This is a genomic window from Streptomyces sp. NBC_00285 (assembly GCF_036174265.1).
GTDB lineage: Bacteria > Actinomycetota > Actinomycetes > Streptomycetales > Streptomycetaceae > Streptomyces.
Genome location: NZ_CP108055.1, coordinates 1,333,302 through 1,359,409 on the forward strand (window position 1 = coordinate 1,333,302; position 26,108 = coordinate 1,359,409).

23 protein-coding genes and 2 pseudogenes are annotated in these 26,108 nt (G+C 69.8%); 16 read left to right on the forward strand and 9 right to left on the reverse strand.

The window, feature by feature from the left end:
• The first annotated feature begins 28 nt into the window (after positions 1-28).
• The 10 genes from OHT57_RS06155 (at position 29) to OHT57_RS06200 (ending at position 12,433) form a co-directional block, all read left to right on the forward strand.
• Positions 29-946 (forward strand): GHMP family kinase ATP-binding protein, encoded by a 918-nt coding sequence (locus tag OHT57_RS06155; RefSeq protein WP_328745022.1) that lies wholly within the window; start codon positions 29-31, stop codon positions 944-946.
• 1 nt (position 947) lies between these two features.
• Positions 948-2,000 carry a PLP-dependent cysteine synthase family protein gene (locus OHT57_RS06160; protein WP_328745023.1) on the forward strand — a complete coding sequence of 351 codons (1,053 nt, stop codon included), beginning with the start codon at positions 948-950 and terminating at the stop codon, positions 1,998-2,000.
• Positions 1,997-3,250, forward strand: coding sequence for an ATP-grasp domain-containing protein (locus tag OHT57_RS06165; RefSeq protein ID WP_328745024.1), 1,254 nt, complete (start codon positions 1,997-1,999; stop codon positions 3,248-3,250). Before OHT57_RS06160 ends, OHT57_RS06165 begins: the two co-directional genes overlap by 4 nt.
• A gap of 448 nt (positions 3,251-3,698) precedes the next feature.
• Complete coding sequence (gene argH, locus OHT57_RS06170; RefSeq protein ID WP_328745025.1) at positions 3,699-5,174, forward strand: argininosuccinate lyase; 1,476 nt, start codon at positions 3,699-3,701, stop codon at positions 5,172-5,174.
• On the forward strand, positions 5,171-6,496 hold the full coding sequence (locus OHT57_RS06175) for an MFS transporter (protein WP_328745026.1): 1,326 nt from the start codon (positions 5,171-5,173) through the stop codon (positions 6,494-6,496). The genes argH and OHT57_RS06175 overlap by 4 nt, the downstream gene beginning before the upstream one ends.
• A 40-nt stretch (positions 6,497-6,536) precedes the next feature.
• Entirely contained in the window at positions 6,537-7,349 is an 813-nt protein-coding gene (locus OHT57_RS06180; protein ID WP_328745027.1) for a 4'-phosphopantetheinyl transferase family protein, read from the forward strand.
• A 57-nt stretch (positions 7,350-7,406) separates the two neighbouring features.
• Entirely contained in the window at positions 7,407-9,287 is a 1,881-nt protein-coding gene (locus OHT57_RS06185; protein ID WP_328745028.1) for an acetolactate synthase large subunit, read from the forward strand.
• A gap of 14 nt (positions 9,288-9,301) precedes the next feature.
• Positions 9,302-9,865 (forward strand): acetolactate synthase small subunit, encoded by a 564-nt coding sequence (gene ilvN, locus OHT57_RS06190; protein WP_328745029.1) that lies wholly within the window; start codon positions 9,302-9,304, stop codon positions 9,863-9,865.
• 45 nt (positions 9,866-9,910) lie between these two features.
• On the forward strand, positions 9,911-10,912 hold the full coding sequence (ilvC, locus tag OHT57_RS06195; protein WP_328745030.1) for a ketol-acid reductoisomerase: 1,002 nt from the start codon (positions 9,911-9,913) through the stop codon (positions 10,910-10,912).
• 132 nt (positions 10,913-11,044) lie between these two features.
• Positions 11,045-12,433: a nucleobase:cation symporter-2 family protein gene (locus OHT57_RS06200; RefSeq protein WP_328745031.1), complete on the forward strand. Its 1,389-nt coding sequence runs from the start codon at positions 11,045-11,047 to the stop codon at positions 12,431-12,433.
• Here OHT57_RS06200 and OHT57_RS06205 read toward each other — a convergent pair.
• On the reverse strand, positions 12,353-12,706 hold the full coding sequence (locus OHT57_RS06205; RefSeq protein ID WP_328745032.1) for an ArsR/SmtB family transcription factor: 354 nt from the start codon (positions 12,704-12,706) through the stop codon (positions 12,353-12,355). The two genes, OHT57_RS06200 and OHT57_RS06205, sit on opposite strands and share 81 nt — an antisense overlap.
• 119 nt (positions 12,707-12,825) lie before the next feature.
• On the opposite strand from OHT57_RS06205, the gene OHT57_RS06210 reads away from it, so the two are divergent.
• Positions 12,826-13,905: an NADH:flavin oxidoreductase/NADH oxidase gene (locus OHT57_RS06210; RefSeq protein WP_328745033.1), complete on the forward strand. Its 1,080-nt coding sequence runs from the start codon at positions 12,826-12,828 to the stop codon at positions 13,903-13,905.
• A gap of 97 nt (positions 13,906-14,002) precedes the next feature.
• Here the strand turns inward: OHT57_RS06210 and OHT57_RS06215 are convergent, their stop codons facing one another.
• Positions 14,003-15,301: an extracellular catalytic domain type 1 short-chain-length polyhydroxyalkanoate depolymerase gene (locus OHT57_RS06215; RefSeq protein WP_328745034.1), complete on the reverse strand. Its 1,299-nt coding sequence runs from the start codon at positions 15,299-15,301 to the stop codon at positions 14,003-14,005.
• A 644-nt stretch (positions 15,302-15,945) separates the two neighbouring features.
• Between OHT57_RS06215 and OHT57_RS06220 the strand changes: the two genes are divergently transcribed.
• Complete coding sequence (locus OHT57_RS06220; protein WP_328745035.1) at positions 15,946-16,923, forward strand: pectate lyase family protein; 978 nt, start codon at positions 15,946-15,948, stop codon at positions 16,921-16,923.
• Between the two features lie 47 nt (positions 16,924-16,970).
• Positions 16,971-17,774 carry a pectate lyase gene (locus OHT57_RS06225; RefSeq protein ID WP_328745036.1) on the forward strand — a complete coding sequence of 268 codons (804 nt, stop codon included), beginning with the start codon at positions 16,971-16,973 and terminating at the stop codon, positions 17,772-17,774.
• 175 nt (positions 17,775-17,949) lie between these two features.
• On the opposite strand, the gene OHT57_RS06230 is transcribed toward OHT57_RS06225, so the two are convergent.
• Positions 17,950-18,384 carry a hypothetical protein gene (locus tag OHT57_RS06230; RefSeq protein WP_328745037.1) on the reverse strand — a complete coding sequence of 145 codons (435 nt, stop codon included), beginning with the start codon at positions 18,382-18,384 and terminating at the stop codon, positions 17,950-17,952.
• Between the two features lie 109 nt (positions 18,385-18,493).
• Between OHT57_RS06230 and OHT57_RS06235 the strand changes: the two genes are divergently transcribed.
• On the forward strand, positions 18,494-19,120 hold the full coding sequence (locus OHT57_RS06235) for a nucleotidyltransferase family protein (protein ID WP_328745038.1): 627 nt from the start codon (positions 18,494-18,496) through the stop codon (positions 19,118-19,120).
• Here OHT57_RS06235 and OHT57_RS06240 read toward each other — a convergent pair.
• The 6 genes and pseudogenes from OHT57_RS06240 to OHT57_RS06260 form a co-directional block, all read right to left on the reverse strand.
• Entirely contained in the window at positions 19,095-19,505 is a 411-nt protein-coding gene (locus OHT57_RS06240) for a hypothetical protein (RefSeq protein ID WP_328745039.1), read from the reverse strand. The two genes, OHT57_RS06235 and OHT57_RS06240, sit on opposite strands and share 26 nt — an antisense overlap.
• Positions 19,506-19,600: 95 nt before the next feature.
• Positions 19,601-20,122, reverse strand: a pseudogene (locus OHT57_RS06245) (helix-turn-helix domain-containing protein); the annotation flags it as partial.
• A gap of 147 nt (positions 20,123-20,269) precedes the next feature.
• Positions 20,270-21,691, reverse strand: a complete 1,422-nt coding sequence (locus tag OHT57_RS06250; protein WP_328745040.1) for an ATP-binding protein — start codon at positions 21,689-21,691, stop codon at positions 20,270-20,272.
• 145 nt (positions 21,692-21,836) lie between these two features.
• Positions 21,837-21,983 (reverse strand): annotated as a pseudogene (locus tag OHT57_RS47390) (ATP-dependent endonuclease); the annotation flags it as partial.
• Positions 21,984-22,089: 106 nt separating this feature from the next.
• Positions 22,090-22,512, reverse strand: a complete 423-nt coding sequence (locus OHT57_RS06255) for an ATP-dependent nuclease (RefSeq protein ID WP_328745041.1) — start codon at positions 22,510-22,512, stop codon at positions 22,090-22,092.
• A 9-nt stretch (positions 22,513-22,521) separates the two neighbouring features.
• Positions 22,522-23,613: an integrase core domain-containing protein gene (locus OHT57_RS06260; protein WP_328745042.1), complete on the reverse strand. Its 1,092-nt coding sequence runs from the start codon at positions 23,611-23,613 to the stop codon at positions 22,522-22,524.
• Between the two features lie 137 nt (positions 23,614-23,750).
• On the opposite strand from OHT57_RS06260, the gene OHT57_RS06265 reads away from it, so the two are divergent.
• The gene (locus OHT57_RS06265) at positions 23,751-24,239 is read left to right on the forward strand and encodes a hypothetical protein (RefSeq protein ID WP_328745043.1); all 489 of its coding nucleotides are present in this window, start codon (positions 23,751-23,753) and stop codon (positions 24,237-24,239) included.
• Between the two features lie 365 nt (positions 24,240-24,604).
• Positions 24,605-26,062, forward strand: coding sequence for a DUF1996 domain-containing protein (locus OHT57_RS06270; protein WP_328745044.1), 1,458 nt, complete (start codon positions 24,605-24,607; stop codon positions 26,060-26,062).
• Positions 26,063-26,108 lie beyond the last annotated feature (46 nt).

The window sequence follows — 26,108 nt, forward strand, 5'->3', positions numbered from 1 at the left end:
GCTTCACCGGCAACAGAGGGTCAAGGACATGGTGGATCATTCCGACTGGCGTGTCGGGGCAGCTTCGGCCCCCGTCCATCACGGCGAGATTCTGCAGGGTGTCTTCACCGGCCGCGAGGGGCTCGTGCGCGGGCTCGTGACGCTGCCCAGCACCCTTCACACGACCCGGGCGACCTTCACGCCGGCGCCCGGCGCCGAGGTCACCGTGTCGCCGGGCTGGAAGGGAAAGGCGAGGCGTGCGGCCGAACTCGCCGTGCGGGAGGTCGTGCCGGCGGACGCCGGACCGGTCGGCGGACATCTGGAGCTGACCGGGGACGTGCCGCTGTGCCGCGGCTTCGGCTCCTCCACCAGCGATGTGCTGTCGGCCATCTGGGCCGTGAAGGACGCGTTCGCCGATCCGCTGCCGCCGCGGGCGGTGGCCCGGCTCGCGGTGCGCGCCGAGACCGCCTCGGACTCGCTGATGTTCGAGGACTCCACCGTGCTGTTCGCCCAGCGCGAGGGGACCGTCATCGAGGACTTCGGCTACCGGATGCCGCCGCTCAGGGTCCTGGGCTTCGGCTCGCGGCCCTCCAACCGCGGCAAGGGCGTCGACACCCTGACCCTCCCGCCGGCCCGCTACGACGAGGCCGAGGTCCGGCGGTTCGCCTTACTGCGGGACATGTTGCGCGAGGCCATCCAGATGAAGGACGTCGCCCTGCTCGGCTCGGTGGCGACGGCGAGCGCGGAGACCAACCAGCGTCATCTGCCGGTTCCGGGTTTCGACCGGATCCGGGACATCCAGCGGACCTGCGGCGCCGTGGGCGTGCAGGTGGCACACAGCGGAGACATCGCGGGGCTGCTCTTCGACCGGGACGACCCCGAGGTCGAGGCGCGCACCGCACAGGCGCAGGAACTTCTGCGCGGCACGGGCATCGACGAGCAGTGGAACTACACAACGGGTGACTGACATGACGACGACGATCCTCCCCAAGGCTCACTCCTCGATCGTGGAGGCCACCGAGCTGCCACGCATCATCAAGGTGAGCGACAACCTCTACGCGGCGGCCTTCACCCTGATGAAGCTGCTGCCCGCCCGCTACATCATCGACCGGGCCGAGGCCGCCGGGGTGCTCACCCCGGGCACCCCGGTCATCGAGACCTCCTCCGGCACCTTCGCGCTGGGCCTGGCGATGGTGTGCGGGCTGCGCGGCTACCCGCTGACCATCGTCGGGGACTCCGCCATCGACCAGGAGCTGCGCACCAGACTGGAGATGCTCGGCACGACGGTGGAGATCGTCGAGCACACCGGCCAGGCCGGCGGCATCCAGGGCGCCCGGCTGGCCCGGGTGGCCGAGCTGTGCCGGCAGCGGCCGGACGCCTTCGTGCCCGGCCAGTACGACAACCCCGACAACCCGGGGGCCTACGGGATCGTCGCCGACCTGATCGGCGACACGGTCGGCTCCGTCGACTGCCTGGTGGGGCCGGTCGGTTCGGGCGGTTCGACGGGCGGGCTCGCCGCCTCGCTCAGGCCGGGCAACCCGCAGCTGCACCTGGTCGGGGTCGACACCCACGGCAGCATCATCTTCGGCACCCCCGACGCCCCGCGCACCCTGCGCGGCCTGGGCAGCAGCATCCACCCGGGCAACGTGCGGCACTCGGCGTACGACGAGGCGCACTGGGTGACCGCGGCGGAGGCGTTCCACGCGACCCACGAGCTGTACCGCAGCCACGGCCTGTTCATGGGCCCGACCAGCGGCGCGTCCTTCCAGGTGGCGTCCTGGTGGGCGGCGCAGAACCCGGACAGCACGGTGGTGATGGTGCTGCCCGACGAGGGCTACCGCTACCAGTCCACGGTCTACAACGACGGCTGGCTGCGCGGGCAGGGCATCGTCCCGGCACCCGCGCCGGGCGGCGGCCCCCTCACCGTGGAGCACCCGCTGGACGCGGCGCCGGTCTGGTCCCGGCTGCTGTGGGCGCGGCGCGGCTTCGACGACGTGATGATGCCGGAGATCGCGTCATGAGCGGGCTGCTGCTTCTGGTGGAGTCCAACACCACCGGCACCGGGCGGCTGTTCGCCCGGCGAGCTGCCGAACTGGGTGTGGTTCCGGTCCTGTTGAGCACGGATGCGGCGCGCTATCCGTACGCGGCCGAGGACGGCCTGCGGACCGTGGCCGTGGACACCTCCGACGAGGGCGAACTGTGGGCGGCGGCCGAGGCGTTGGCCGCCGAGGCGCCGATCGCGGGTGTGCTGACCAGCTCCGAGTACTACGTCCCGGCCGCGGCGGCACTGGCCGCCCGCCTCGGCCTTCCCGGACCCTCGGCCGAGGCAGTGCGGGCCGTGCGGGACAAGGCCGAGCAGCGGCGGATCCTCGCCGCTGCCGGGGTGGGCGTACCGGGCTTCGCCGTCGTGGAGCGGGTGGACGCGGCGGTGTCGGCTGCGGCGGCGACCCGGCTTCCCGTCGTGGTCAAGCCGGTGCAGGGCTCCGGCAGCCTGGGCGTACGGCTGTGCGCGGACCTCGACGAGGTCGCCGGGCACGCGCGCACGCTGCTGGCGGCGACCACGAACGAGCGCGGGGTGGCGACACCCGGCCGGATCCTGGTCGAGGAGTACCTGACCGGCGCGGAGTTCTCGGTCGAGGTGTTCGGCACCGACGCGGTGGTGACCGTCGCCAAGCACGTCGGCCCGCTGCCCGCGTTCGTCGAGGTCGGCCACGACGTGCCGGCGGCACTCCCGGCCGACCTGGAGCGCGAACTGCGCCGGACGGCGGTGCGCGCCGTCACGGCCCTCGGCCTCGGCTGGGGCGCCGCCCATGTGGAGCTACGGCTCGACGGTCCCCTCGCCAAGGTCATCGAGGTCAACCCGCGGCTGGCCGGGGGCATGATCCCCGAACTGGTGCGCAGGGCCTGCGGCGTCGACCTGGTCCGTGCCCAGGTACTGGCCGCGCTCGGCCGCCCGGCCGCCCCGACGCGCGGCATGTACGGCCGCGCCTCGATCCGCTTTCTGACCGCCGACCGCGACGGCATTCTCGCCCCCGACCTCTGCGAGCCCACCGCCCGCGCCCACCGCGTCCCGGGCGTGGTCGAGGCCGCCTTCTACCGCGCCCCGGGCGAACCGGTCGGCCCCGCCACCGACTTCCGTGGCCGCCTGGGTCACGTCATCGCCCTCGCGGACCACCCGCTCCAGGCCGCCGCCGCGGCGGACCGGGCCGTCGCCGCGCTGGCGGAAGCGGTGTCGTACACGGCCCTGGAACGGCAGGAGGCACTGACGTGACCACCGCGAGCAGGCACGGCGCGACCGGCCCGAACCCCGAACCGACGAAGGGTTCCCGCCCTTCAACAACCCCGGGACCGAGCGCCGTGACAGCGAAAGGCCCCGGCGCATCGGCAGCAACCCCCGGGCCGGACGCCGTACGGAAGCGGCCCGGCGGCCTCCCGAAAGTCCCTCCCGCGACGGCCGCACGGACACCCGCCCCCGGGGCGAACGTCATTCCGACGAGAGCCGCCGGCGTCCCGGAGGCCACACTCCGGCCGTCCTCGGATCAACTGCCGGACAGCTACGTACCGTTGACCGCCACGGCGGTCCCCTGCTCGACACCCGGCCCTCTCACCTCCGCGCGAACCGGTGCGCGCGCCTCACGGCGCCACGACACCCCGCCCCCACACCCCGCCGGACGCCGGAGGCACCCGTGCCGACCGCTTCTCACCCCCGAGGACCTCGTATGACCACCGCCCCCGTGCGTGACGGAGTCGCCACCGGCCGGCTCAGCTCGGCCCTGGACCCCGAGGCGCACGCCATCGTCTACGACCAGTACGTGTCCGCGGAGTCGGCGGATCCGCTGGGCGGCGAGCTGCGCCGTATCAGCGAGGTCGACCGGGCCCACCTGATCATGCTCGGTGAGCGCGGAGTCGTGGAGCCCGTCCGGGCCGCCGCCCTGCTGCGGGCCGTGCAGGAGCTGCGTGACCAGAACTTCGGACCGGTACGCGGGCGTCCGATGCCGCGTGGGGTGTACCTGGCCTACGAGGGCTTCCTCATCGAGCGGTTGGGCGACGAGACCGGCGGCATCCTGCACACCGGCCGCTCCCGCAACGACCTCAACGCCACCACCGCCCGCCTGAAGGCCCGCACCCCCTACCTCGCCCTGCTGGACGCGGTGGACCGGCTGGCCGCCGTACTGCTGGAGAAGGCCGACCGGTACGCGCACGTGACCATGCCGGCGTACACGCACGGCCAGCCCGCGGTGCCGATCACCTACGGGCACTACCTGACGGGGATCGCGGTCGCGGTACTGCGAGCGTACGGCCAACTCATCGACGCCGGACGTCAGTTGGATGTCAACCCGCTCGGCGCCGGCGCGATCGGCGGCACCTCTGTGCCCGTCGACCCCGAACGCACCGCCCAACTCCTGGGGTTCACCCGGGCTGCCCCCAACTCGGTGGACGCCGTGGCCTCCCGGGACTTCGCGCTGGACCTTCTCTCCGCCTCCGCGATGCTCGGCGTCACGCTCGCCCGGGTCGCCCGCGACCTGAGCGCGTGGACGTCCGAGGAGGCGGCGCTGCTGAGGGTGGCCGACACGCTGGTCGGCTCCAGCTCGATGATGCCGCAGAAGCGCAATCCGTTCCTGCTCGAACACATCCAGGGCCGCTCCACCGCGAGCCTGGGCGCCTTCGTGAGCGCGGCCTCGGCGATGACCACCGCCGGCTACACCAACGCCATCGCCGTCGGCACCGAGGCCATGCGCCACCTGTGGCCGGGCCTCGCCGACACGACCGACGCCGTGACGCTGCTACGGCTGGTGGTGGCGGGCACCGAGCCGCTGCCCGAGCGGATGGCCGCACGGGCCCGGGAGGGGTTCACCGCGGCGACGTATCTGGCGGAACGGCTGGTCGTGGCCGGCATGCCGTTCCGGGCCGCGCACCACCTGGTCGGCGAGACCGTGCTGGCCGCGCTCGACTCCGGCCGCTCCCTGGAGGAGACCGCCCGCACCGCCCCCTTCGACGGCGGCCTCACCCCCGACCTCGCCCCCGACCGCGTGGCCGCCGCCTGCGCCCACGGAGGCGGCCCGGGCGCCGACGGCCTGCCGCCGCTGCACCGCGAACTCGCCGCCCACCGCGCCGAGTCGGACGTACGCCGAAACCGCTGGTCGGACGCCGAGGCCCAACTCGCCGAAGCCGTACGGAAGGCGACAGAGGCATGAGGACCGACATCACCACGAAAGACACCATGGACACCACCCCGAAGGCCGCGGCCGATCCGGCCGCCACCCCCCGCCCCGGCCTGTCCCGGCACCGCGACTTCCGCCTCCTGTGGCTCGGCGAGACGACCAACCGCGTCGGCATCAACGTCACCACCGTCGCCATGCCCCTGGTCGCCGTCGTCACCCTGAACGCCAGCACGCTCAGCGTGAGTGTGCTGGCCGCCGCCCCCTGGCTGCCCTGGCTGCTGATCGGCCTGCCGGCCGGCGCCTGGGTGGACCGGATGCGGCGCCGCCCGCTGATGCTGGTGTGCAACCTCGGCTCGCTGGTCCTGCTCGCGAGCGTGCCCGTCGCCGCCTGGCTCGGCATGCTCACCATGACCCACCTGCTCGTCGTGGCCCTCCTCAACGGCCTCGCCGCGGTGTTCTTCGGAATCTCCTACAAGGTGTACGTCCCCTCCATCGTGGACCGGGAGCAACTCCAGGAGGCCAACGCCAAGTTGCAGGGCAGCGAGTCGGTGGCCCAGGTCGCCGGCCTCGGCGGCGGCGGTCTGCTCGCCCAGGCTTTCGGCGCCGTGTCGGGCCTGCTCGTCAACGCCGGCACCTTCCTCTTCTCGGCGCTGTGCCTGCTGGGCATCCGCGGCCGGGAGCCCCTGCCCGAGCGGCCCCTGGAGCGCACCCCGCTGCGCCAGGACATCCGCGAGGGACTCCAGTACACGGTGCGCGACCCGTACCTGCGTGTGCTGACCGCCTACGGCACCGTCACCAACCTGCTGCTGACGGCGTACCAGGCGATCCTGCCGGTCTTCATGATCCGGCAGCTGGGCGTGCCCGAGGGCGCCACCGGCTGGCTGCTGGCCTCCAGCAGCGTCGGCGGCATCCTCGGCGCGACCGGTGCCAAGCGGGTCACCGCCCGCTGGGGCACCGCACGTGGACTGCTGGTGGCCACCGCCGCCACGGCCCCCTTCGCCCTGCTGATCCCGATGGCCCAGCAGGGCTGGATGCTCGCCGCGCTCGCGGTCGGCAGCGCCCTGCTCGCCCTCGGCGTGGTCCTCGCCAATGTGATCCAGGGCGCGTTCCGCCAGCGGTACTGCCCACCCCAGCTGCTCGGCCGCATCACGGCCAGCATCTCGGTGGCCAACTTCGGTGCCATTCCGTTCGGTTCCCTGCTCGGCGGCGTGCTCGGCACGGCGCTCGGGCTCAGGCCGACGCTGTGGATGCTGACCGCCGGTCTCGCGGTCAGCCCCCTGTTGCTGCTGATCGGTCCTCTGCGCGCACGGCACGACCTGCCCACCGCGCCGGCCACCGCACCCGGTGGCTCATGAGGCCCGACCGGCCCCTTCGAGTACGAACAGGAGAGACCCCGTGGAAGGAACACCGCCGTGGGTCGCCCGTGAGCTGCCACCCCCTGGCTCACTCGACCTCTGGCTCCTGAGGGTCTCGGATGTCCCCTTCGGCATCCTGGACGAGGCGGTGCTCGATGCGACCGAGCGCCGGCGCGCCGCCTCCCTCATGCACGCGGCCGACCGGACCCGGTTCACGGCCGCGCATGTCGCACTGCGGCGGCTGCTCGGGGCGTATCTGCGCCGGCGCCCCGAGGAGATCCACTTCGGCCGGGACACCTGTCCCTGCTGCGGCGGCCCGCACGGCCGGCCCACCCTGCTCGGCGCGGGCCGTGACGACCTGTTCTTCTCGCTCTCCCACCGGGGTGATCTCGCCCTCGTCGGTACGGCCGCGGCGCCGATCGGCGTGGACGTGGACCTGGTGTCGGACCGGACGGCCTCCGCCGAGCTGGCCTCGATGCTGCACGTGGCCGAGCAGGAGGAACTGGCCGCTCTCGCACCGGCGTCGCGGCCCCGCGCGCTGGCGAGGCTGTGGACCCGCAAGGAGGCCTACCTCAAGGGCCTCGGCACCGGACTGGGACGCGATCCGTCCCTCGACTACGTCGGCTCCGGGGCACCCGGCGGACCGTACCCGCCGTCCGGCTGGACCCTGCTGGACGTCCCGGTGGACCGGGGCTACGCGGCGGCGGTGGCGGTACGCGGCGAACTCACCGCGGCCGGCCCGACCGTCACCCGGCTCTTCGGGCCACGGGCGGCCGACCTGGTCCGTCCCCACGCGGCCGACCTGCTCCGCACGGCCCCACCCGGGCTCCTGACGGGAGGGACCCTCACCTGACTGTGCACACCACTCTCCCGCTCATTCCAACAGCCCTACGAACCTTGGGATTTGATGATGCCGAACGCTGTGCAGCAGGCCCCCGCGGCCCGCCTTCCACGGATGCGGGCCCCGGAGTCCGCCGCCACCCCGAGCGAGTCGATGACCGGCGCCCAGTCCCTGATCCGCTCCCTCGAAGAGGCGGGTGCGGAGACCGTGTTCGGGATTCCCGGCGGGGCGATCCTGCCGGCCTACGACCCGATGATGGACTCGACCAGGCTCCGCCATGTCCTGGTCCGGCACGAGCAGGGCGCCGGGCACGCGGCCACCGGCTACGCGCAGGCCACCGGCAAGGTCGGCGTGTGCATCGCGACCTCCGGTCCCGGCGCGACCAACCTCGTCACGCCGATCGCCGACGCCCACATGGACTCCGTACCGCTCGTGGCGATCACGGGCCAGGTGCCGTCGCGGGCGATCGGCACGGACGCCTTCCAGGAGGCGGACATCGTCGGCATCACCATGCCGATCACCAAGCACAACTTCCTGGTCACCAGCGCCGAGGACATCCCGAGGACGATCGCGCAGGCCTTCCACCTGGCCTCCACCGGCCGCCCCGGCCCGGTCCTGGTCGACATCACCAAGGACGCCCTCCAGGCACAGACCACCTTCTCCTGGCCCCCGACCGCACAGCTCCCCGGCTACCGGCCGCGGACCCGCCCGCACCCCCGGCAGGTCCGCGAGGCGGCGCGGCTCCTCACCTGCGCCGAACGCCCCGTGCTCTACGTCGGCGGCGGCGTCCTCAAGGCCGGGGCCAGCGCCGAACTGCGGGACCTCGCCGAGCTGACCGGCGTCCCCGTGGTCACGACGCTGATGGCACTCGGCGCCTTCCCCGGCAGCCATCCGCAGCACCTGGGAATGCCGGGCATGCACGGCGACGTGGCCGCCGTCGCAGCCCTGCAGAAGGCCGACCTGATCGTCGCCCTCGGCGCCCGCTTCGACGACCGGGTCACCGGGAAACTCGACAGCTTCGCGCCGTACGCCAAGGTCGTGCACGCCGACATCGACCCGGTGGAGATATCCAAGAACCGGTTCGCGGACGTCCCGATCGTCGGCGACGCCCGCGAGGTGATCAGCGCGCTGGCGGCGGCCGTACGGGAGGAACACGAGGAGGGGAACGCGGGCGACCACGCCGCCTGGTGGCAGGACCTGAACCGCTGGCGGGACACCTACCCCCGCGGCTACGACCTGCCCGCCGACGGCATGCTCTCGCCGCAACAGGTCATCGAACGCGTCGGTCAACTCGCCCCCGAGGGAACCCTGTTCGCCTCCGGGGTGGGCCAGCACCAGATGTGGGCGGCGCAGTTCCTGCCGCACGAGGAGCCGGGCACCTGGTTCAACTCCGGCGGCGCCGGGACGATGGGCTACTCGGTACCGGCAGCGATGGGCGCCAAGGCCGGCCGCCCCGATCGCACCGTGTGGGCGATCGACGGCGACGGCTGCTTCCAGATGACCAACCAGGAACTGGTCACCTGTGCCCTGAACAACATCCCGATCAAGGTCGCCGTCATCAACAACGGCGCCCTCGGAATGGTCCGCCAGTGGCAGAACCTCTTCTACGGCGCACGGTTCTCCAACACCGTGCTGCACGACGGCGCGACCAACGCCGCGACCGGCTCCGCCCGGGGTGTGGGCTCCGCCGCCAACCGGGGCACCCGCGTCCCGGACTTCGTCCTCCTCGCCGAGGCGATGGGCTGCGTGGGCCTGCGCTGCGAGAACCCGGACGAGCTGGACGCGGTCATCGACAAGGCCAACTCGATCAACGACCGCCCCGTGGTCGTGGACTTCATCGTCCACGAGGACGCGATGGTGTGGCCGATGGTCCCTGCCGGCACCTCCAACGACGACATCATGGCCGCCCGCGACGTCCGCCCCGACTTCGGCGACGCCGCGGACGACTGAGAGGACCCTTAGACATGTCCCAGCACACGCTCTCCGTCCTGGTCGAGAACACCCCCGGCATCCTGGCCCGGATCGCCGCCCTGTTCTCCCGCCGCGGCTTCAACATCGACTCGCTCGCCGTGGGCACCACCGAGCACCCGGACCTCTCCCGCGTCACGATCGTCGTCCGCGTCGACGACCAGCTCTCCCTGGAACAGGTGACCAAACAGCTCAACAAGCTCGTCAACGTTCTCAAGGTCGCCGAGCTGGAAGCCGCGGGCGCGGTCCAGCGCGAACTCGTCCTGGTGAAGGTGCGCGCCGACAACACGATTCGCTCCCAGGTGCTGGAGATCGCCGAGCTGTTCCGCGCCCGCACCGTCGACGTGGCCCCCGACGCGGTGACGCTGGAGGCCACCGGCGCCGGCGACAAGCTCGACGCGATGCTGCGGATGCTCGCCCAGTTCGGCATCAAGGAACTGGTGCAGTCGGGCGTGATCGCCATCGGCCGCGGCTCCCGCTCCCTGACGGAACGCGGCGTTCGCGAGACCCGCCCGGTAGGCATCACCTCGGCCGCGACGAGGACCGCGCAGAGCGCCTGACTCTTGACGTAACCCAATTACCCACTGTCATAAGGAGTTTGATCCATGGCCGAGCTGTTCTACGACGCCGATGCCGACCTGTCCATCATCCAGGGCCGCAAGGTCGCGGTCATCGGTTACGGCAGCCAGGGCCACGCCCACGCGCTGTCGCTGCGTGACTCCGGTGTCGACGTGCGCGTCGGTCTGCACGAGGGCTCCAAGTCCAGGGCGAAGGCCGAGGAGCAGGGCCTGCGCGTGGTCACGCCCGCCGAGGCGACCGCCGAGGCCGACGTCATCATGGTCCTGGTGCCGGACCCGCTGCAGGCCCAGGTCTACGAGGAGTCCATCAAGGACAACCTCAACGACGGCGACGCGCTGTTCTTCGGTCACGGCCTGAACATCCGCTTCGACTTCATCAAGCCGCCGGCCGGCGTCGACGTGTGCATGGTCGCCCCCAAGGGCCCGGGCCACCTGGTGCGCCGTCAGTACGAGGAGGGCCGCGGCGTTCCGTGTATCGCGGCGGTCGAGCAGGACGCCACCGGCAACGCGTTCGCGCTGACGCTGTCGTACGCGAAGGGCATCGGCGGCACCCGCGCCGGCGTCATCAGGACGACGTTCACCGAGGAGACCGAGACCGACCTGTTCGGTGAGCAGGCCGTTCTCTGCGGTGGTACGGCCGCGCTGGTCAAGGCCGGTTTCGAGACGCTGACCGAGGCCGGTTACCAGCCGGAGATCGCGTACTTCGAGTGCCTGCACGAGCTGAAGCTGATCGTGGACCTCATGTACGAGGGCGGTCTGGAGAAGATGCGCTGGTCGATCTCCGAGACCGCCGAGTGGGGCGACTACGTCACCGGCCCGCGGATCATCACCGACGCCACCAAGGCCGAGATGAAGAAGATCCTCGCCGAGATCCAGGACGGCACCTTCGCCCGCGAGTGGATGGCCGAGTACCACGGCGGCCTGAAGAAGTACGACAAGTACAAGCAGCAGGACGCCGGCCATCTCTTGGAGACCACCGGCAAGCAGCTCCGCAAGCTGATGAGCTGGGTCGACGACGGGGAGGCATGAGACATGTCGACGGGGCCGGCCCCCGAAGGAGCCGGCCCCGCCCGCCGTCAGGCCCCCGCAGCCCGCACCGGGCAACGAACCGGCAACACCCCGGCAATCAACAATCTGTTCAATGCATCTACGGTCTCGGACATGGCCCAAACCACCCCTGTGCACCCCGTGGACGACGTACCCCCCGTAAGCCAACTCGCCGCCTTCGGTCTCCAGCACGTCCTCGCGATGTACGCCGGCGCCGTGGCCGTCCCCCTGATCGTCGGCGGCGCGATGAAACTGTCGGCCGCCGACCTGGCATACCTGATCACCGCCGACCTCCTCGTGTGCGGCATCGCCACGCTCATCCAGTGCGTCGGCTTCTGGCGCTTCGGCGTACGACTGCCGATCATGCAGGGCTGTACCTTCGCGGCCGTCTCACCGATGGTCCTGATCGGGACGACGGGCGGAGGTCTGCCCGCGATCTACGGCTCGGTGATCGTCGCGGGGCTGGCGATCATGCTGCTCGCACCGGTCTTCGGAAAGCTGCTGCGCTTCTTCCCGCCGCTGGTCACCGGCACGGTGATCCTGATCATCGGCCTCTCACTGCTGCCGGTCGCGGGGAACTGGGTCGCCGGCGGCGTCGGCTCCGCGGACTTCGGCGCGCCGAAGAACATCGCACTGGCCGTGTTCGTGCTGGTGGTGGTGCTGGGTGTGCAGCGGTTCGCACCGGCCTTCCTGCGCCGGATCGCGGTACTGATCGGCATCGCGGTGGGCCTGGCCGTGGCGATCCCCTTCGGGTTCACGGACTTCGGCGGGGTCGGCGACGCCGACTGGGTCGGGATCAGTACGCCGTTCCACTTCGGGGCGCCCACCTTCGAGTTCTCGGCGATCGTGTCGATGCTGGTCGTGGCGCTGGTGACGATGACGGAGACCACCGGTGACCTGATCGCGGTCGGCGAGATGACGGACCGCAGGGTCGGACCGGGCTCCCTCTCGGACGGCCTGCGCGCCGACGGCCTCTCCACCGTGCTGGGCGGCGTCTTCAACACCTTCCCCTACACGGCGTACGCGCAGAACGTCGGCCTCGTCGGTATGACCCGGGTGCGCAGCCGCTGGGTCGTCGCCACCGCCGGCGGCATCCTGGTCCTGCTGGGACTGCTCCCCAAACTGGGCGCGGTGGTCGCGGCCGTACCGGCGCCGGTGCTCGGCGGGGCGGGCCTGGTGATGTTCGGGACGGTGGCGGCGAGCGGTCTCAGGACCCTCACCCAAGTGGACTTCAAGGGCACCGACAACCTGACGGTGGTGGCCGTCTCGGTGGCCATGGGCGTGCTGCCGGTCGGTGTTCCGACGATCTACGAGAAGTTCCCCGACTGGTTCCAGACAGTGATGAACAGCGGGATCAGCGCGGGCTGTCTGACGGCGATCGTACTGAACCTCCTCTTCAACCACCTGCCGTCCAGGGCCGGTTCAGCCGCTCCCGAGGCGGCCGGCCTGGCGGGCGGCAGCGTCGAGAAGGGTGTCGAGGAGCCCCGGGAAGAGAGCGTCTAGGTCGTCCCTGCGCAGGCCGTTCATCTTGGCGGTGCCCTGGTAGTTCTGCCGGAGCACTCCGCTCTCGCGCAGCACCCGGAAGTGGTGGGTGCTCGTCGACTTGGTGACGGGCAGATCGAAGTGCGAACAGGAGAGCTCGTCGCTGACGGCGGCGAGCTCTCTCACGATCCGCAGCCGCATCGGGTCGGACAAGGCGTGCAGCACGGATTCCAGCCGGATCTCCGCACGCGCCGGATGCGGCAGATCACGGCTGCTGACGGCGGGGGTGGTCACGGCGGCTCCACTTGCTCGGGGCTCACCATTGTACGAGAGGTATCGTAGTTCGACACTCGACGTACTACGATGTCTGTCGTACAAGTTCCCCATCGGTCCTGTGACGAATGGAGCCCGCCGTGAGCGCACTCTTCGAGCCCTTCACCCTGCGCGACGTGACGATTCCCAACCGGGTGTGGATGGCGCCGATGTGCCAGTACTCGGCCGCGCCCGAGGGACCGGACACGGGGGCGCCGAACGACTGGCACTTCACGCATCTCGCGGCACGCGCGGCCGGCGGCACGGGCCTGATCCTCGTCGAGGCCACCGCGGTCAGCCCCGAGGGCCGCATCTCCCCCCAGGACCTCGGCATCTGGAACGACACCCAGGTCGAGGCGTTCCGCCGCATCACCCGCTTCCTCGTCTCCCAGGGCACGGTCCCGGGAATCCAGCTGGCCCACGCGGGCCGCAAGGCATCGACCGACCAGCCCTGGAAGGGCGGCGCGCCGCTCACCGCGGAGGCTCGGGGCTGGCAGCCGCTGGGTCCCAGCGCGGTGGCCTTCAACGAGGATCACCCGGTGCCGACAGAGCTGACGGATGATCAGATCGCGGAGGTCGTGGGCCAGTTCGCGGACGCGGCCCGTCGCGCCCTCGCCGCCGGGTTCGAGGTCGCCGAGATCCACGGCGCCCACGGCTATCTGATCGGCAACTTCCTCTCCCCGCACTCGAACCGCAGGACCGACGGATACGGCGGCTCCTACGAGAACCGCACCCGGTTCGCGCTGGAGGTGGTCGACGCGGTGCGCGCGGTGTGGCCCGAAGGCAAGCCCCTCTTCTTCCGTATCTCGGCCACCGACTGGTTGGAGGAGGGCGGCTGGACCCCGGACGACACCGTCCGTTTCGCCCGCGACCTCCAGGCCCACGGCGTCGACCTCCTCGACGTCTCCTCGGGCGGCAACGCCTCCGGTGTCCGCATCCCGGCCGTCCCCGGCTACCAGGTCCCCTTCGCCGCCCGCGTCAAGGCGGAGACCACTCTTCCGGTCGCCGCGGTCGGCCTCATCACGGATGTCGAACAGGCGGAGAAGATCCTGGCCAACGGCGAGGCGGACGCGGTGCTGCTGGGCCGCGAGCTGCTCCGCAACCCGTCGTGGGCCCGGCATGCGGCACGGGAACTGGGCGGGGACGTGCATGTGCCGGACCAGTACCACCGGTCGGTCTGAGCGGCGGCGGCTTCCACCGATCGCCGTCGGCGCACGACGGTCGGCCCGAGTCCGCCTGCCGTCCCGGGCCCGGCAAGCGTGGTGCCGGCGCTCGACTCTACGTGCAGGCCTTTCCGTTGAGCGTGAAGGCGCCCGGCGCCGCGCTGTTCCCGCTGTGGGTCGCCTGATAGCCGATGGAGACGCTCGCGTTGGGGGCGATCGTGCCGTTGTACGACGCGTTGGTCGCCGTCACCGCTCCGGACGCCGGGGCGTACGTGGCACCCCAGCCGTTGGTGATGACCTGGCCGGCGGGCAGGGTGAAGGCGAGTTGCCAGCTGCCGATCGTGGTCGTGCCCGTGTTGGTGAGGGTCACGGAGGCCGTCAGGCCGGTGTTCCACGCGTTGGTCGTCGCGGTCACCTTGCAGGCACCCGGCGGGGGCTGGGGTGCCGGGCCCGAGCTGTCGAGGCCGAAGAAGGTGAGGGCGCGGGCCGCCATGCCGTTCGCGTAGAGGTTGTGGCCGACGCCCTGGAGGCTGATCGCCTCGACGGGGGCCCGGTCACCGGTGGCGCCGTAGCGGGTCCGGGTCCAGCCGGCGACGGGCGAGTCGGTGGCGGCGGGCGTCTGGCCGACGCCGAGGACGTTGGTCCACTGCTTGATCTCCTCCCCGAAGTTGGGGTAGCGCAGCACGTCGTCCTCGGTGCCGTGCCACACCTGCATACGGGGCCGGGCACCGGTGTAGCCGGGGTAGGCGCCGCGGACCAGGTCGCCCCACTCCTGCGGGGTGTGGGTGATCGTGCCTCCCGAGCACGCGCTGTTCCACTCGGAACCGTCCGTCGTCGCGAAGCAGCCGAAGGAGACGCCCGAGAAGGCCGCGCCCGCCGCGAACACGTCCGGGTAGTCGCCGAGCAGGACGTTCGTCATCATCGCGCCGGAGGAGATGCCGGTGGCGTAGATCCTGCCGGTGTCGGCGGAGTAGGCGTTCACCGTCCAGTCGATCATCGACTTGATGCCGACGGGGTCGCTGCCGCCGCCCCGTTTCAGGGCCTGGGGCGAGGACACGTCGAAGCACTTGCTGGACCGGGTGACCGAGGGGTAGATCACCACGAAGCCGTAGGTGTTGGCCAGTTGGGCCCACTCGGTGCCGTTGTACATGGCCGGGCCGGAACCGGTGCAGTAGTGCACGGCCACCACGACCGCGGGGTGCGCGGTGACGTTGTCCGGCACGTACAGGTACATCTGGAGGTTGCTGGGGTTCGTGCCGAAACCGGTCACCTCGGTGAGGGTCGCGGTGGGGACCGCCTCGGTGCGGGCCGAAGCCGCGGGCGCGGTGAGGAAGGCTGCCGCCAGTAACGACAGCAGGGCCAGCAGCACCGAACTCAGCGGTCTGCTCGTCGTGGTGCGGGGGGTGGTGGACACGGCCTTGCCCCTTTCGTTCAGCAGGTGGATGTGGGTCTGGGTGAACAGGGTGAGCCGCCATGGGAGTTGGGGGTGGCCGCCGGTCGCCGCGGGGCGGAGGCCCTGGTGCAGGAAGCTTCGGCGTCGGGTTGGGCACTGGTCAGCGGCCCCGTCGAGGCCCAGCTGAAAATGCTGGACAGCCGCTTCGCGCGGTCACCCGCGGCGATCGGTCCGGGGGCCAGGGCCGTGCGCCCCAGCGCGAGCAGGGTGAGCACCGGGCCGCCGACGAACGTACCCACGGGTGGAGTCGCCACCGAGTCACCCCTCTCGGAAGTTCTCGGAAACCTCTCGGAAATCCCTCGGAAGGGAAGCGTCCGCCGAGCATCGTGGCATGCACATGGCCGCCATGGAAGCGCTCCCACACGTCGAAAGAATTCGCTCACGTCCGCCACTCACCCGTCGCGGGGGTGGCCGAATGTCTTCTGCGCAAAGCGTTGACTAGAAAGCGCTTGCCCCCTACGTTCCGTTCAGTGATGTGACCAGTCCGTGGCGCACGGGCTGGACATCACCGCTCTGCACTGCACATGGCGTTCAACATGACGAACATTCTTCACGTACATGTCCGACCACGCATCATGCAGGCACCACGAAGGGAACGCACCCGCATGCGTACTCACCCCCCACGTACACACGCGCAAAGATCCGCCCTGGCCGTCGGTGCGGCCGCGCTCGCGACGGCTGCGGCACTGGTCGTCCCGCAGCCGGCCGGGGCCGCCGAGACCTCCCCCATCGGTTTCGGCGCCGGAACCACCGGCGGCGGCAGCGCTTCCGCGGTCACCGTCTCCACGCTGAGTGCCTTCAAGACCGCCGTCACCGGCAGCACGGCGAAGGTCGTCAAGGTCAGCGGCCTGATCACCCTGAGCGGCTCGGTCGACGTCGGCTCCAACACCACGGTGCTGGGCGTGGGTTCCTCGTCCGGGTTCACCGGCGGCGGGCTGCGGCTGAAGAAGGTCACGAATGTCGTCGTCCGCAACCTGAACATCAGCAAGCCGCTCGCACCCGCCGACGGCATCGAGGTGCAGGCCTCGACGAAGGTGTGGATCGACCACAACTCCTTCTCGGCGGACCGCGATCACGACAAGGACTACTACGACGGCCTGTTGGACATCAACCACGCCTCGGACAACGTGACGGTGTCCTGGAACACCTTCAAGGACCACTTCAAGGGCTCGCTCGTCGGCCACAGCGACAACAACGCGAGCCAGGACACCGGCCATCTGAAGGTGACCTACCACCACAACTGGTTCAACAACGTCAACTCGCGCATCCCCAGTCTGCGCTTCGGCACCGGGCACTTCTACGACAACTACGTCGTCGGGGCCGAGACAGCCGTCCACTCGCGCATGGGCGCCCAGATGCTCGTGGAGAACAACGTCTTCCGGAGCACCGGAGTCGCTGTCACCACGAACCGGAACAGTGACGTCGACGGTTACGCCAACCTGCGCGGCAACGATCTCGGCGGAGCCGCCACCGAGATCTCGCGGGTCGGCACCTTCACCACTGCCCCGTACGGCTACACCGCCGAGCCCGCCTCCTCCGTCGTCGCCTCGGTGACGGGCGGCGCGGGCACCGGAAAGCTCTGACCTCCCCCCACCCGTCCACCCCCCGACACGGAAGAAGGATTCGGGACATGACTTCTCCGGCACGTCCACACGCGCGTACACGCGCACTGACCGGCGCCGCGGCCGCACTCGGCCTCTCGGTTGGCATGATCATGACTCTCAATGCGCCGACGGCCACCGCCGCCACCTGGCCCACCGCCAACGGCAGCCAGGCGGTCTCCTCGACCATCAACCTGTCCGGCACCAAGGACTACGGGATGAAGCGCCTGTACGGCACGGGCGACCTGGGCACGGACAACCAGGACGAGGACCAGGGGCCGATCCTGAACCTCGCCGCGGGCACCGTCCTGAAGAACGTCATCATCGGCTCCCCCGCCGCCGACGGCATCCACTGCGCGGGCAGTTGCACCCTGCAGAACGTGTGGTGGGAGGACGTCGGCGAGGACGCGGCGACCTTCCGCGGCTCCTCGTCGTCCAACGTGTACACCGTCTCCGGCGGTGGCGCGAAGTCGGCGAGCGACAAGGTGTTCCAGTTCAACGGCGCCGGGACGCTCAACGTCTCCAACTTCGCGGTACAGGGCTTCGGCACCTTCGTGCGCTCCTGCGGCAACTGCTCGACGCAGTACAAGCGGACGATCAACCTCAACACCATCGAGGCGACCTACTCGGGGAACAAGCTCGTCGGCATCAACACCAACTACGGCGACAGCGCGACCCTGAAGAAGATCACGATCGTCGGCGACTCCGGTAAGAAGATCGTCCCCTGCCAGAAGTACATCGGGAACAACTCGGGCAAGGAGCCGACCACGAACGGCTCGGGACCCGACAGTACTTACTGCAAGTTCGCGACCGGCGACATCACGTACAAGTAACCCCTTCGCAGGTGAAGGCGAGCAATGAGCCGAGCCACAGAGAGCAACTCGCCCTCTGACTTGCAAAAACCATTGCTGAGTCGCTGAATTGCGGAGCAGCGCAGAGGGCCACCATCCCTATGTGGATGGTGGCCCTTGTCGATCCAGGGGGTTCTCAGGGGGTTTCAGCGGGAGTTCACGAAACTCCCGCTCGGGGCACCACCAGGAATCGTGCGCGAATCTGGAAGGGCCTCAGTTCGGAGGGGAACTGATCGCTCAGGTTCTCGGCCTGGGTGACGGCCAGTCCACTGCTCTCACAGTACTCCTCGACCCACGCGAGGGCAGAGGCCAACGCACGGTCCGGTTCGCTGCTCACCTCGGTGCGGATCTCCCCCAAAAGCACGCCTCCGAGTTCGAGCTGGACGCCGACCGCCCACGCATCGCCATACCGGGCGCCGGAGACCAGCAGCTCCGTGGACTTCTGCGCACTGTCGGCAGGAAGGTCCAGCTTCGTGAACGTGCTGAAGCCCAGCGGCTCCACGGCACGCAGGTCCGCTCCCGTTCTATCCGGGGCGCCGCCATCGAGCCAGGCGTCCACCGCGGTACGCCCCCGCTGGCCGATGTCCGGCATGAAGTCTAATGGTGACGTCGGGTATTGGAAGTGTCGGAATGCCTCTGGGGCGAGGGTCTTCTGAGGCGGATCGAGGCCGCTGGCGGGCGAGTCGTGGTAGGCAGGGTTGGTGATCAGCCGACTTCCTCTCGATGAGCAACTTGACTCCCTGCGTGCGCTGCTGTCGCGTAACAATGTGCTGACGGAGGTGTTGGCGCGGACTGCGACGTTGGATCTGCCTGGGTGGTATGTGACGGCAGGGTGCTTGTTCCAGACCGTGTGGAACGTGGTCACGGATAGGCCGCCGACCAGCGGTATCAAGGATTACGACGTCTTCTACTTCGACGAGGGCGATCTGTCCTGGGAGGCGGAGAACGCCGTGATCAAGGCCGGGCAGAAGGTCTTCGCCGGCCTGCCTGCAGAGGTCGAGATCCGGAACGAGGCACGGGTTCATCTCTGGTATGAGGACAAGTTCGGAGTGGCGTGTCCGCCGTATGACTCCGCCGAGGCGGCAATCGACAGCTTCGCTGCGACGACGTGCTGTCTGGGGGTTCGTGTGGAGGCCGACGGCCGGTGGCGTGTGTATGCGCCGCACGGGCTTTCGGATGTGTTCAACCTCGTCGTTCGTCCGAACCCGGTGCTCGCTCCGCGGTCGGTCTATGAGAGCAAGGCGGTGCGGTGGCGTGAGCAGTGGCCCGAGCTGACGGTCCTGGAGTGGCCGTCCGGGAGCGTCACGTCGGCCTCGCCCGCTGGCTGATCTCGGCGGCGTAGGTGGCCCAGTCGCCTGCGGAGAGTCGCTGCCAGGCGACGGCGACGTCGGTGTGGATGCCCAGGGTGCGGGCGAGGATCGCGGCGGGGATCTCGGTGGCGAGTTGGAAGAGCGCCGTGCTGCGGGCCTGATTGGGACGGAGCCCGAGCCGGTTGAGCCGCTGTGTCAGCTGTGTGGTGCTGATCGGCCGTCCGGGCTGTCCGCCGGGGAAGAGCCATCGAGACGGTGTCAGGGCGCCGATGGTCGCGTGGCCCTTGCGGTTCGCCGCGACGGTGCGGGCGAGGTGGGCGACGGGCTCGGGCAACTGGACGGGGGCGTCGCCGAGGTGGAGACGTACTTCCTGGACGCCGACCTCGACGTCCTCGGTGGTCAACCGGTGGATCGCCGACGGCCCTTGGACAAAAAGGAGGAGAAGCAGTCCGGCGAGGCGGTCCTCGGGCTTGAGGGTGTTGTCGCCGTACGTGGAACGCGGCTGCGAAGTAAGTCGGCCCAGGTCGTGTTCTGTCGTTCGGGTGCGGGCAGGATGCCGTGCGCGCGGAGGATCTCCCAGACGGTGGAGGCGGCGACCTTGACGCCGAGAGCCGCGAGTTCACCGTGGATCCGGCGATATCCCCATGAGGGATTCTCCCGGGCGAGGCGCAGGACGAGGGTGCGGATCGAGCGGACGGTGGGCGGGCGGCCGCGGCGCTTGGGCACGCAGGCCGCAGCATGGCGTCGCTTGAGAAGGTCACGGTGCCATCGCAGGATGGTGTCTGGACGTACCAGCAGCAAGAGGTGCCGCAGCTTGTCCATCGGGAGGTGGTGGAGCAGGCCGGCGAGGACGGCGCGGTCGGCGGCGGTGAACGTGGGTTTGCCAACCTGACGCTGCAGGACCAGCAGCTGGTGGCGCAGCGCCAGGATCTCGATGTCCTTGTCGCGGTCGCTCATCGACAGAAGGCGCAGGAGTGCCAGGGTGTTGGTCGCCGCGAGATAGGTCAAGCGCAGCAGCACGAAAGAATCATGATGGTGTACACGCCTGTGCACGTGAAGAGACTGGGTGGGCTGGGGCACGGCCAGAGATCGGCGGTCAAGGCCGCGACCTGGGCGGAGGTTTTCTCGGCACCCGCAGTGCCCCTGACGGCGCTGACATGACCACCGTCACCGCCAAGCGGTGATGAGCTCCTCGGGCCCCACCGCCCGCACCCCGTCCACCGAGACCCCGCTCCGCGCCACCGCGAGGAGCGGGGTCTGCTCGTTCGCCCCGGGCAGTTGCGAGCGGTGAACCAGCAGGCGGGCCAGGTCGTGGGCGTCGAAGGGGCGGTTCTCCAGCCATTTCACGGAGCCGACCGCCGTGATGCGCTTGGCGATCGGGCCCCGGTCGGCCGCGACGATGTCGATCTCGGGGTCGTTGCTGCGGGTCCAGTAGCCGCCCACCGCGCCCGTCTCCTCGGGCAGACCGTCCGCGCGCATCCTGAACAGGGCGTCCCGCACCACCGGCTCGACGGCCCGCCCGCGCCAGGCCGTCCACGACCGGCGCAGCCGCTCAAGAGTCAGGTCGCCCCTGCCTCGCTCGATCTCGGACAGATACGGCCCCAGGAAGGCCAGCCAGAAGCGCAGATGCGGATCGGCTACGTAGTAGCGGGTCTCCTTCGAAGGGCGTGTGGACAGCGGCGTGACGGCCTCCACCACCCGCTTCGCACCCAGGAGCTGCAGGGAGCGCCGCAGGGTGGTGGCGGGCAGGCCGCCCGCAGCCCGGCCGATCAGCGTGTGTGTCCGCTCCCCGGAGCCGATCGCCCCGAGCACCAGGCGTGCCTGGGCGTCGGCCGGGAACTCCGCGGCCAGGGACCGCTCCGCGCTGACGATGAGGGCCGAGGTCGGATCGGTCACCACGTCGGCCAGGTAGTCGAAGACCCCCGCGCCGCGTGGCCACTCCTCCAGGACCAGAGGCAGCCCGCCACAGACGAGAAAGGCATCGAACGCGTCGGCCGGCGAGAGTCCAAGCATGTCCGCCACATCGGCCGGGCTGAGCGGCGGCACCACCATTTCCGTACCGCGCTGGTGGAAGGGCCGGTCGTAGTCGTTGAGCCGCTCCATCATCGCCAGGTCGGAACCGACACAGAGCAGCAGCACCGGCCGCCTGGCCAGTTCCCGGTCGAAGAACTTCTGCAAGGTGCCCTCGAAGCCCGGATCGTTCTTGATCAGATAGGGCATCTCGTCGAATACAACGACACTCGGCCGGTCGTCCGGCAGCGCGGCGACAAGAAGGTGAAAGGCCGCGTCCCAGGTACCGGGCGACTGCCCGCCCACCGCCTCGGCGCCGGGCAGGTCAGACTCGGCCGCCGCCTCGACGAACAGCCGCAGATCCGCCTCCGCTCCGGCCTGGGCCGAGGCCGTGAAGAACAGACTGGGCAGCCCAGAGCGCTCGATGAACTCCTCGACGAGCCGGGACTTCCCCACCCGCCGCCGCCCGCGGATCAGCATCGCCTTGCCCGGCCGCCCACCGCGGCCACCCGCCTCGACCCGCTTGAGCATCCGGTCCAGAGCCGCGAGCTCCCGATCCCGCCCGATGAAATCGTCCACGTCCAGCCACCCACCCAATACAGCCAATTTTGGTGCGTCCAAAAATGAACATACCAAAGTTGGCTCTATCAAGTTCGGTCACCGGCGGTTCCATCATCGAGGCAGGGCCTTGAAGGTGGCCTTGAACAGGCCGCTGGAAGACACGGCTGTACCGGAACAGCCCGACGTGGCCGACGTTGACCACGCTGACGCCGTGCTCGTTGAAGGGCATGCCCAGGACGGCAGCGAGAGCGGGCAGGAAGATCGCCTCGGCGTCGCCCTCGACCATCGCCAGCCCCCGGGCGAAGAACATGTTGGCCTTGGTGACGTCCAGGAACCGGGTCAGGAACGCGTAATCCTCGCCGGTCAGGCGCGTGATACCGCGCCGCAGCGGGAAAGTGCGTCCCGGACGACGAGGGTCAGGCACTCGACGGACGTAGACGCGGCAAGGTTGGGGCGTGGGTGGTGAGGATGACCTGGACCGGGGCCCTGCCACCTTCCTGCGGCCCCTGAGCCTTGTCGCGGAGCAAGTCCATGATCCGGGTCTGGAGCTGGGGATGGAGGTGCGCCTCGGGCTCCTCGATCAGCAGCAGGGGTGCCAGTTCGCTCTTGCCCAGCAGGAGGAGCTCTGCGGCCATGAACAAGGCATTGTTGTAGCCGAGCCCGCGGCGCGTCCACTCGTCGGACTCGGCGAAGAGATTCAGTTCGAGCCGTTCCAGCGCGCGGGCCAGCGTCGCGTCGGTGGCGACGCTGATCTTGGCGCGCAGGACGTCGTCGCCGATGGCGAACCGCTGCAGGTAAGCCGAGTTGATGTCCTGGCTCTGCGGGTGCCGATAAATCATCCGGCCTGGTCAAGCGGCATGTCGGTACTCGTGGAGGGTTCCGCCGAGTCGGTCTCGTCGGCGGACTTCAAGGTGCGTGGTCTGCTCTGTCAGGCTGATTGGTTCGGACAGTGGACGGAGCGGCGCGGCTTGGCCCAGGGCTCGGTGCGGGCGGTGCCCGTTGTAGAAGGTCTCGAACTCGCGAAGCGCGTGCATGAGGTGCCTCTGGTTCCAGATCAAGGTCCTGTCCAGGAGTTCGTACCGGCAGGTTTGTATCCATCGCTCCATGATGGAGTTCATCCGCGGTACTCGGATACCGGTGGTGATGACCTTGAGGCCGGCGTCGGCCAGCACTTCGTCGAAGGCCTTCGTAAACTTCGAGTCGCGATCGCGGATCATGAACCTGGCCCTGCAGCCCGGCTCTTCGAGATCCATGACGAGGTTGCGGCCGAGTTGCACGACCCATCGCGCAGTGGGGTGCGCGGTGGCGCCGAGGATCCGGATGCGCCGGGTGGAGTGCTCGATGACGGCGAAGACGAACAGGCGGGCCCCGGTCAGGGTTCGGGTCTCGAAGAAGTCGCAGGCGAGCAGGGCGTCGGCTTGACCGCGCAAGAAGTCGGCCCAGGTCGAGTTGTGTCGTTCGGGAGCGGGCGGGATGCCGTGCCCCTTGAGGATCTCCCAGACGGTGGAGGCCGCGACCGTGATGCCCATCGCTGCGAGTTCGCCGTGGATTCTGCGGTAGCCCCATGAGGTGTTCTCGTGCGCGAGGCGCAGGACCAGCACGCGGACGGAGCCTGGGGTGCGCGGACGCCCGCGTCGCTTGGGCACGCAGGTCACGACATGGCGCCGTTTGAGCAGGTCACGGTGCCAGCGCAGGAGGGTCTCCGGGCGTACCAGGAGGAGCAGGTGCTGCAACTTGTTCACCGGGAGGTGGTGGAGCAGGCCGGCGAGGACTGCTCGGTCAGTATCGGTGAACGTGGGCTTGCCGACCTGGCACTGAAGGACGAGCAGTTGGTGACGGAGGGCAAGGATCTCGATGTCTTTGTCCCGATCGTTCATCGGCAGCAGGCGCAGGAGCGCGAAGGTGTTGGTGGCCGCAAGATAGGCCAGGCGTAGCAGCACGACAGGTCATGATGCCGTTGATGCCCGGTGCAGGCGAAGTCTCTGACGCGATCAGCGGACACGATCGGAGTGTGGGGATCAGGGCCCCGACCTCGGCGGATGAATTATCGGCACCCGCACGGCCCGCGCACCGGCCGGTGGTCAACGACTCGGCGGGTGGCGTGCCGTTCGCGATCACCTTCGACAAGGCCGGCCGGATGCTGGTGGCCGAGGCCGAGAAGTCGACGGTCAGTACGTACAAGGTGCGCGCCGACGGCCGCCTCAAGGTCGTCCAGCAGCCCCTGGCCAACGGCCAGAACACGCTGTGCTGGCTGGAGCGGGCGGGTGACTTCTTCTACGGCGGCAACACCGGCAACTCCACCGTCACCGGCTACCGCACCGACCGGCACGGAAAGCTCGCGCTCACCAACGACATCGGCATCGCCGCCCCGCCCTCGGCCATGTCCCAGGGCGTCATCGACCTGGCGGTGACGCAGGAAGAGAAGTTCCTGTACGTGCAGAACGGGACCTCCGGCACCGTCGACGGCTTCCGCATCGGCAAGAACGGCTCCCTCACCAAGGTCACCACGGCCACCGGACTGCCCCCCTTCGCCGAATCCGGCATGGAGGGCATAGCCGCGGTGTAAAGAAGCTGCCACCGCGGCCCGGCGCCCCGGAGACTCTCTCCGGAGCGTCGAACCCGTTCCGATGTGGCAGGAGTGCTCGACGACGGTCACCAACTCCCGCAGCGGACAAGGCATGCGGGCCGGCCGCGTCCAGCCTGTCGGGGGTACCGGCTGGGACTGGACCGGTGAACCCGGCCGGGACGATTCCGCGAAGTCCTGTGTTCGGGCGCGATTCGGTTCTCGCGATCCAGTCCTTACATGTCCATGACGCGTCACGTGAACAGCAGCCAAGCGCCCGCCTCTCAGGTGAGGCTGGGGGCATCCGGGCGACGAGCGATGCGTATCGCCGATGGCTCAGGAACCACGTTGTGAAATCGGGAGTTCTCATGCGAGCAGATCACAGGCGCGGCCGAGGCCGCCGCAACGCCATCATGGCGGTCACGGCGCTCCTGGCAGGGGGCGGTGGTCTCGTAGCCGTGAACTACGCCGCCAACGCGTCCGACGTCACCGCCGCCGCTCCTACGACGCGGTCGGCCCAGACGATCAGCTGTCCGGACGTGAAGGGCAGGCTGCCGGCCGTCCCCCAGCAGGCGCAGGCCGAGGTGGGCCGGAACCTGCGGTTGCTGGACCGGCAGACCGCGGAGGCCAACCAGCGGCTGGTCGACACCCGTGGGCAAGGGGGCCCGAACTTTGTGCGGAACGCGGTCCTCGGCCCTCTGACGGACAAGAGGAAGGCGACCATCGACCGGATCGCCATCGCCATCGGGCGGTCCGCCGCCAGGCCCACAGGGCTGGACGCTCTCGCCGCCTGCAACCTCGGCCTCGACACATCCGGGACCCAGGAGGCATCCGGGGCCGCGAGCCAGAACCCCGGCGGGTCCCAGGGCGCGGGAGGCAACGCCGGACAGCCCGGACAGCCCGGACAGCAAGGAAACGGCTCCGGTGCCGCGGGGCAGAGCAACGACGGGCCCACCGCGGCCGACTTCGTGGACATCACGAAGGTGGCTCCGAACGTGCGCAAGGTGCGCCGCCAGGCCGGCGCCTCGACCGGAGTCTTCACCTCCCGATGCGGAGTCAACAAGCGGGGACAGCACAACTCGGACAACGACATCGTGGCGCCCGGTGTCAGCAACGGCGCCCACCACGTCCACGACTACGTGGGCAACCGGAGGGTGGACTTCAAATCCACCAACCAGTCCCTGAGCGCCCAGGGCACCTCCTGCACCAACGGCGACCAGTCCGCGTACTACTGGCCCGTCCTGCGGGACACCACCCGCCAGGGTCCCGACGCCAACGCCCTCGGCGGCGGCGCCGAAGGCAACAAGGGAGCCATCCTGGTGCCCAGGGCCGTCACGATCACCTACCAGGGCAGCCCCACCAGCAGGGTCGTGGCGATGCCACGCTTCCTGCGGATCATCACCGGCGACGCCAAGGCGTTCACCAACGGCACCAAGAACGCCAACGCCCACTGGAGCTGCACCGGCTTCGAGAACAGGGTCCAGCTCACCGACAAGTACCCGATCTGCCCCCGGGGCAGCAAAGTGGTGCGCAGCTTCGCCTTCCAGAGCTGCTGGGACGGCAGGAACGTCGACAGCGCCGACCACCGCAGCCACGTCGCCTTCGCCGGCGCCGACGGCAACTGCGCAAGGGGCTTCAAGGCCATCCCGCAGCTGACGATGCGGCTCATCTACAAGACCCCCGCGGCACCGAACTTCGCCGTCGACGGCTTCCAGGGACAGCAGCACAACGCCATCACCGACCACAACGACTTCATCAACGTGATGACCGACCGGCTCATGCGCCAGGCGGTCTTCTGCATCAACTCCGGGCGCCGCTGCGGCTGAACCGACCGACCGGGCCGCCACCGGTCCTCTGCTCCGGCCTCGCCGC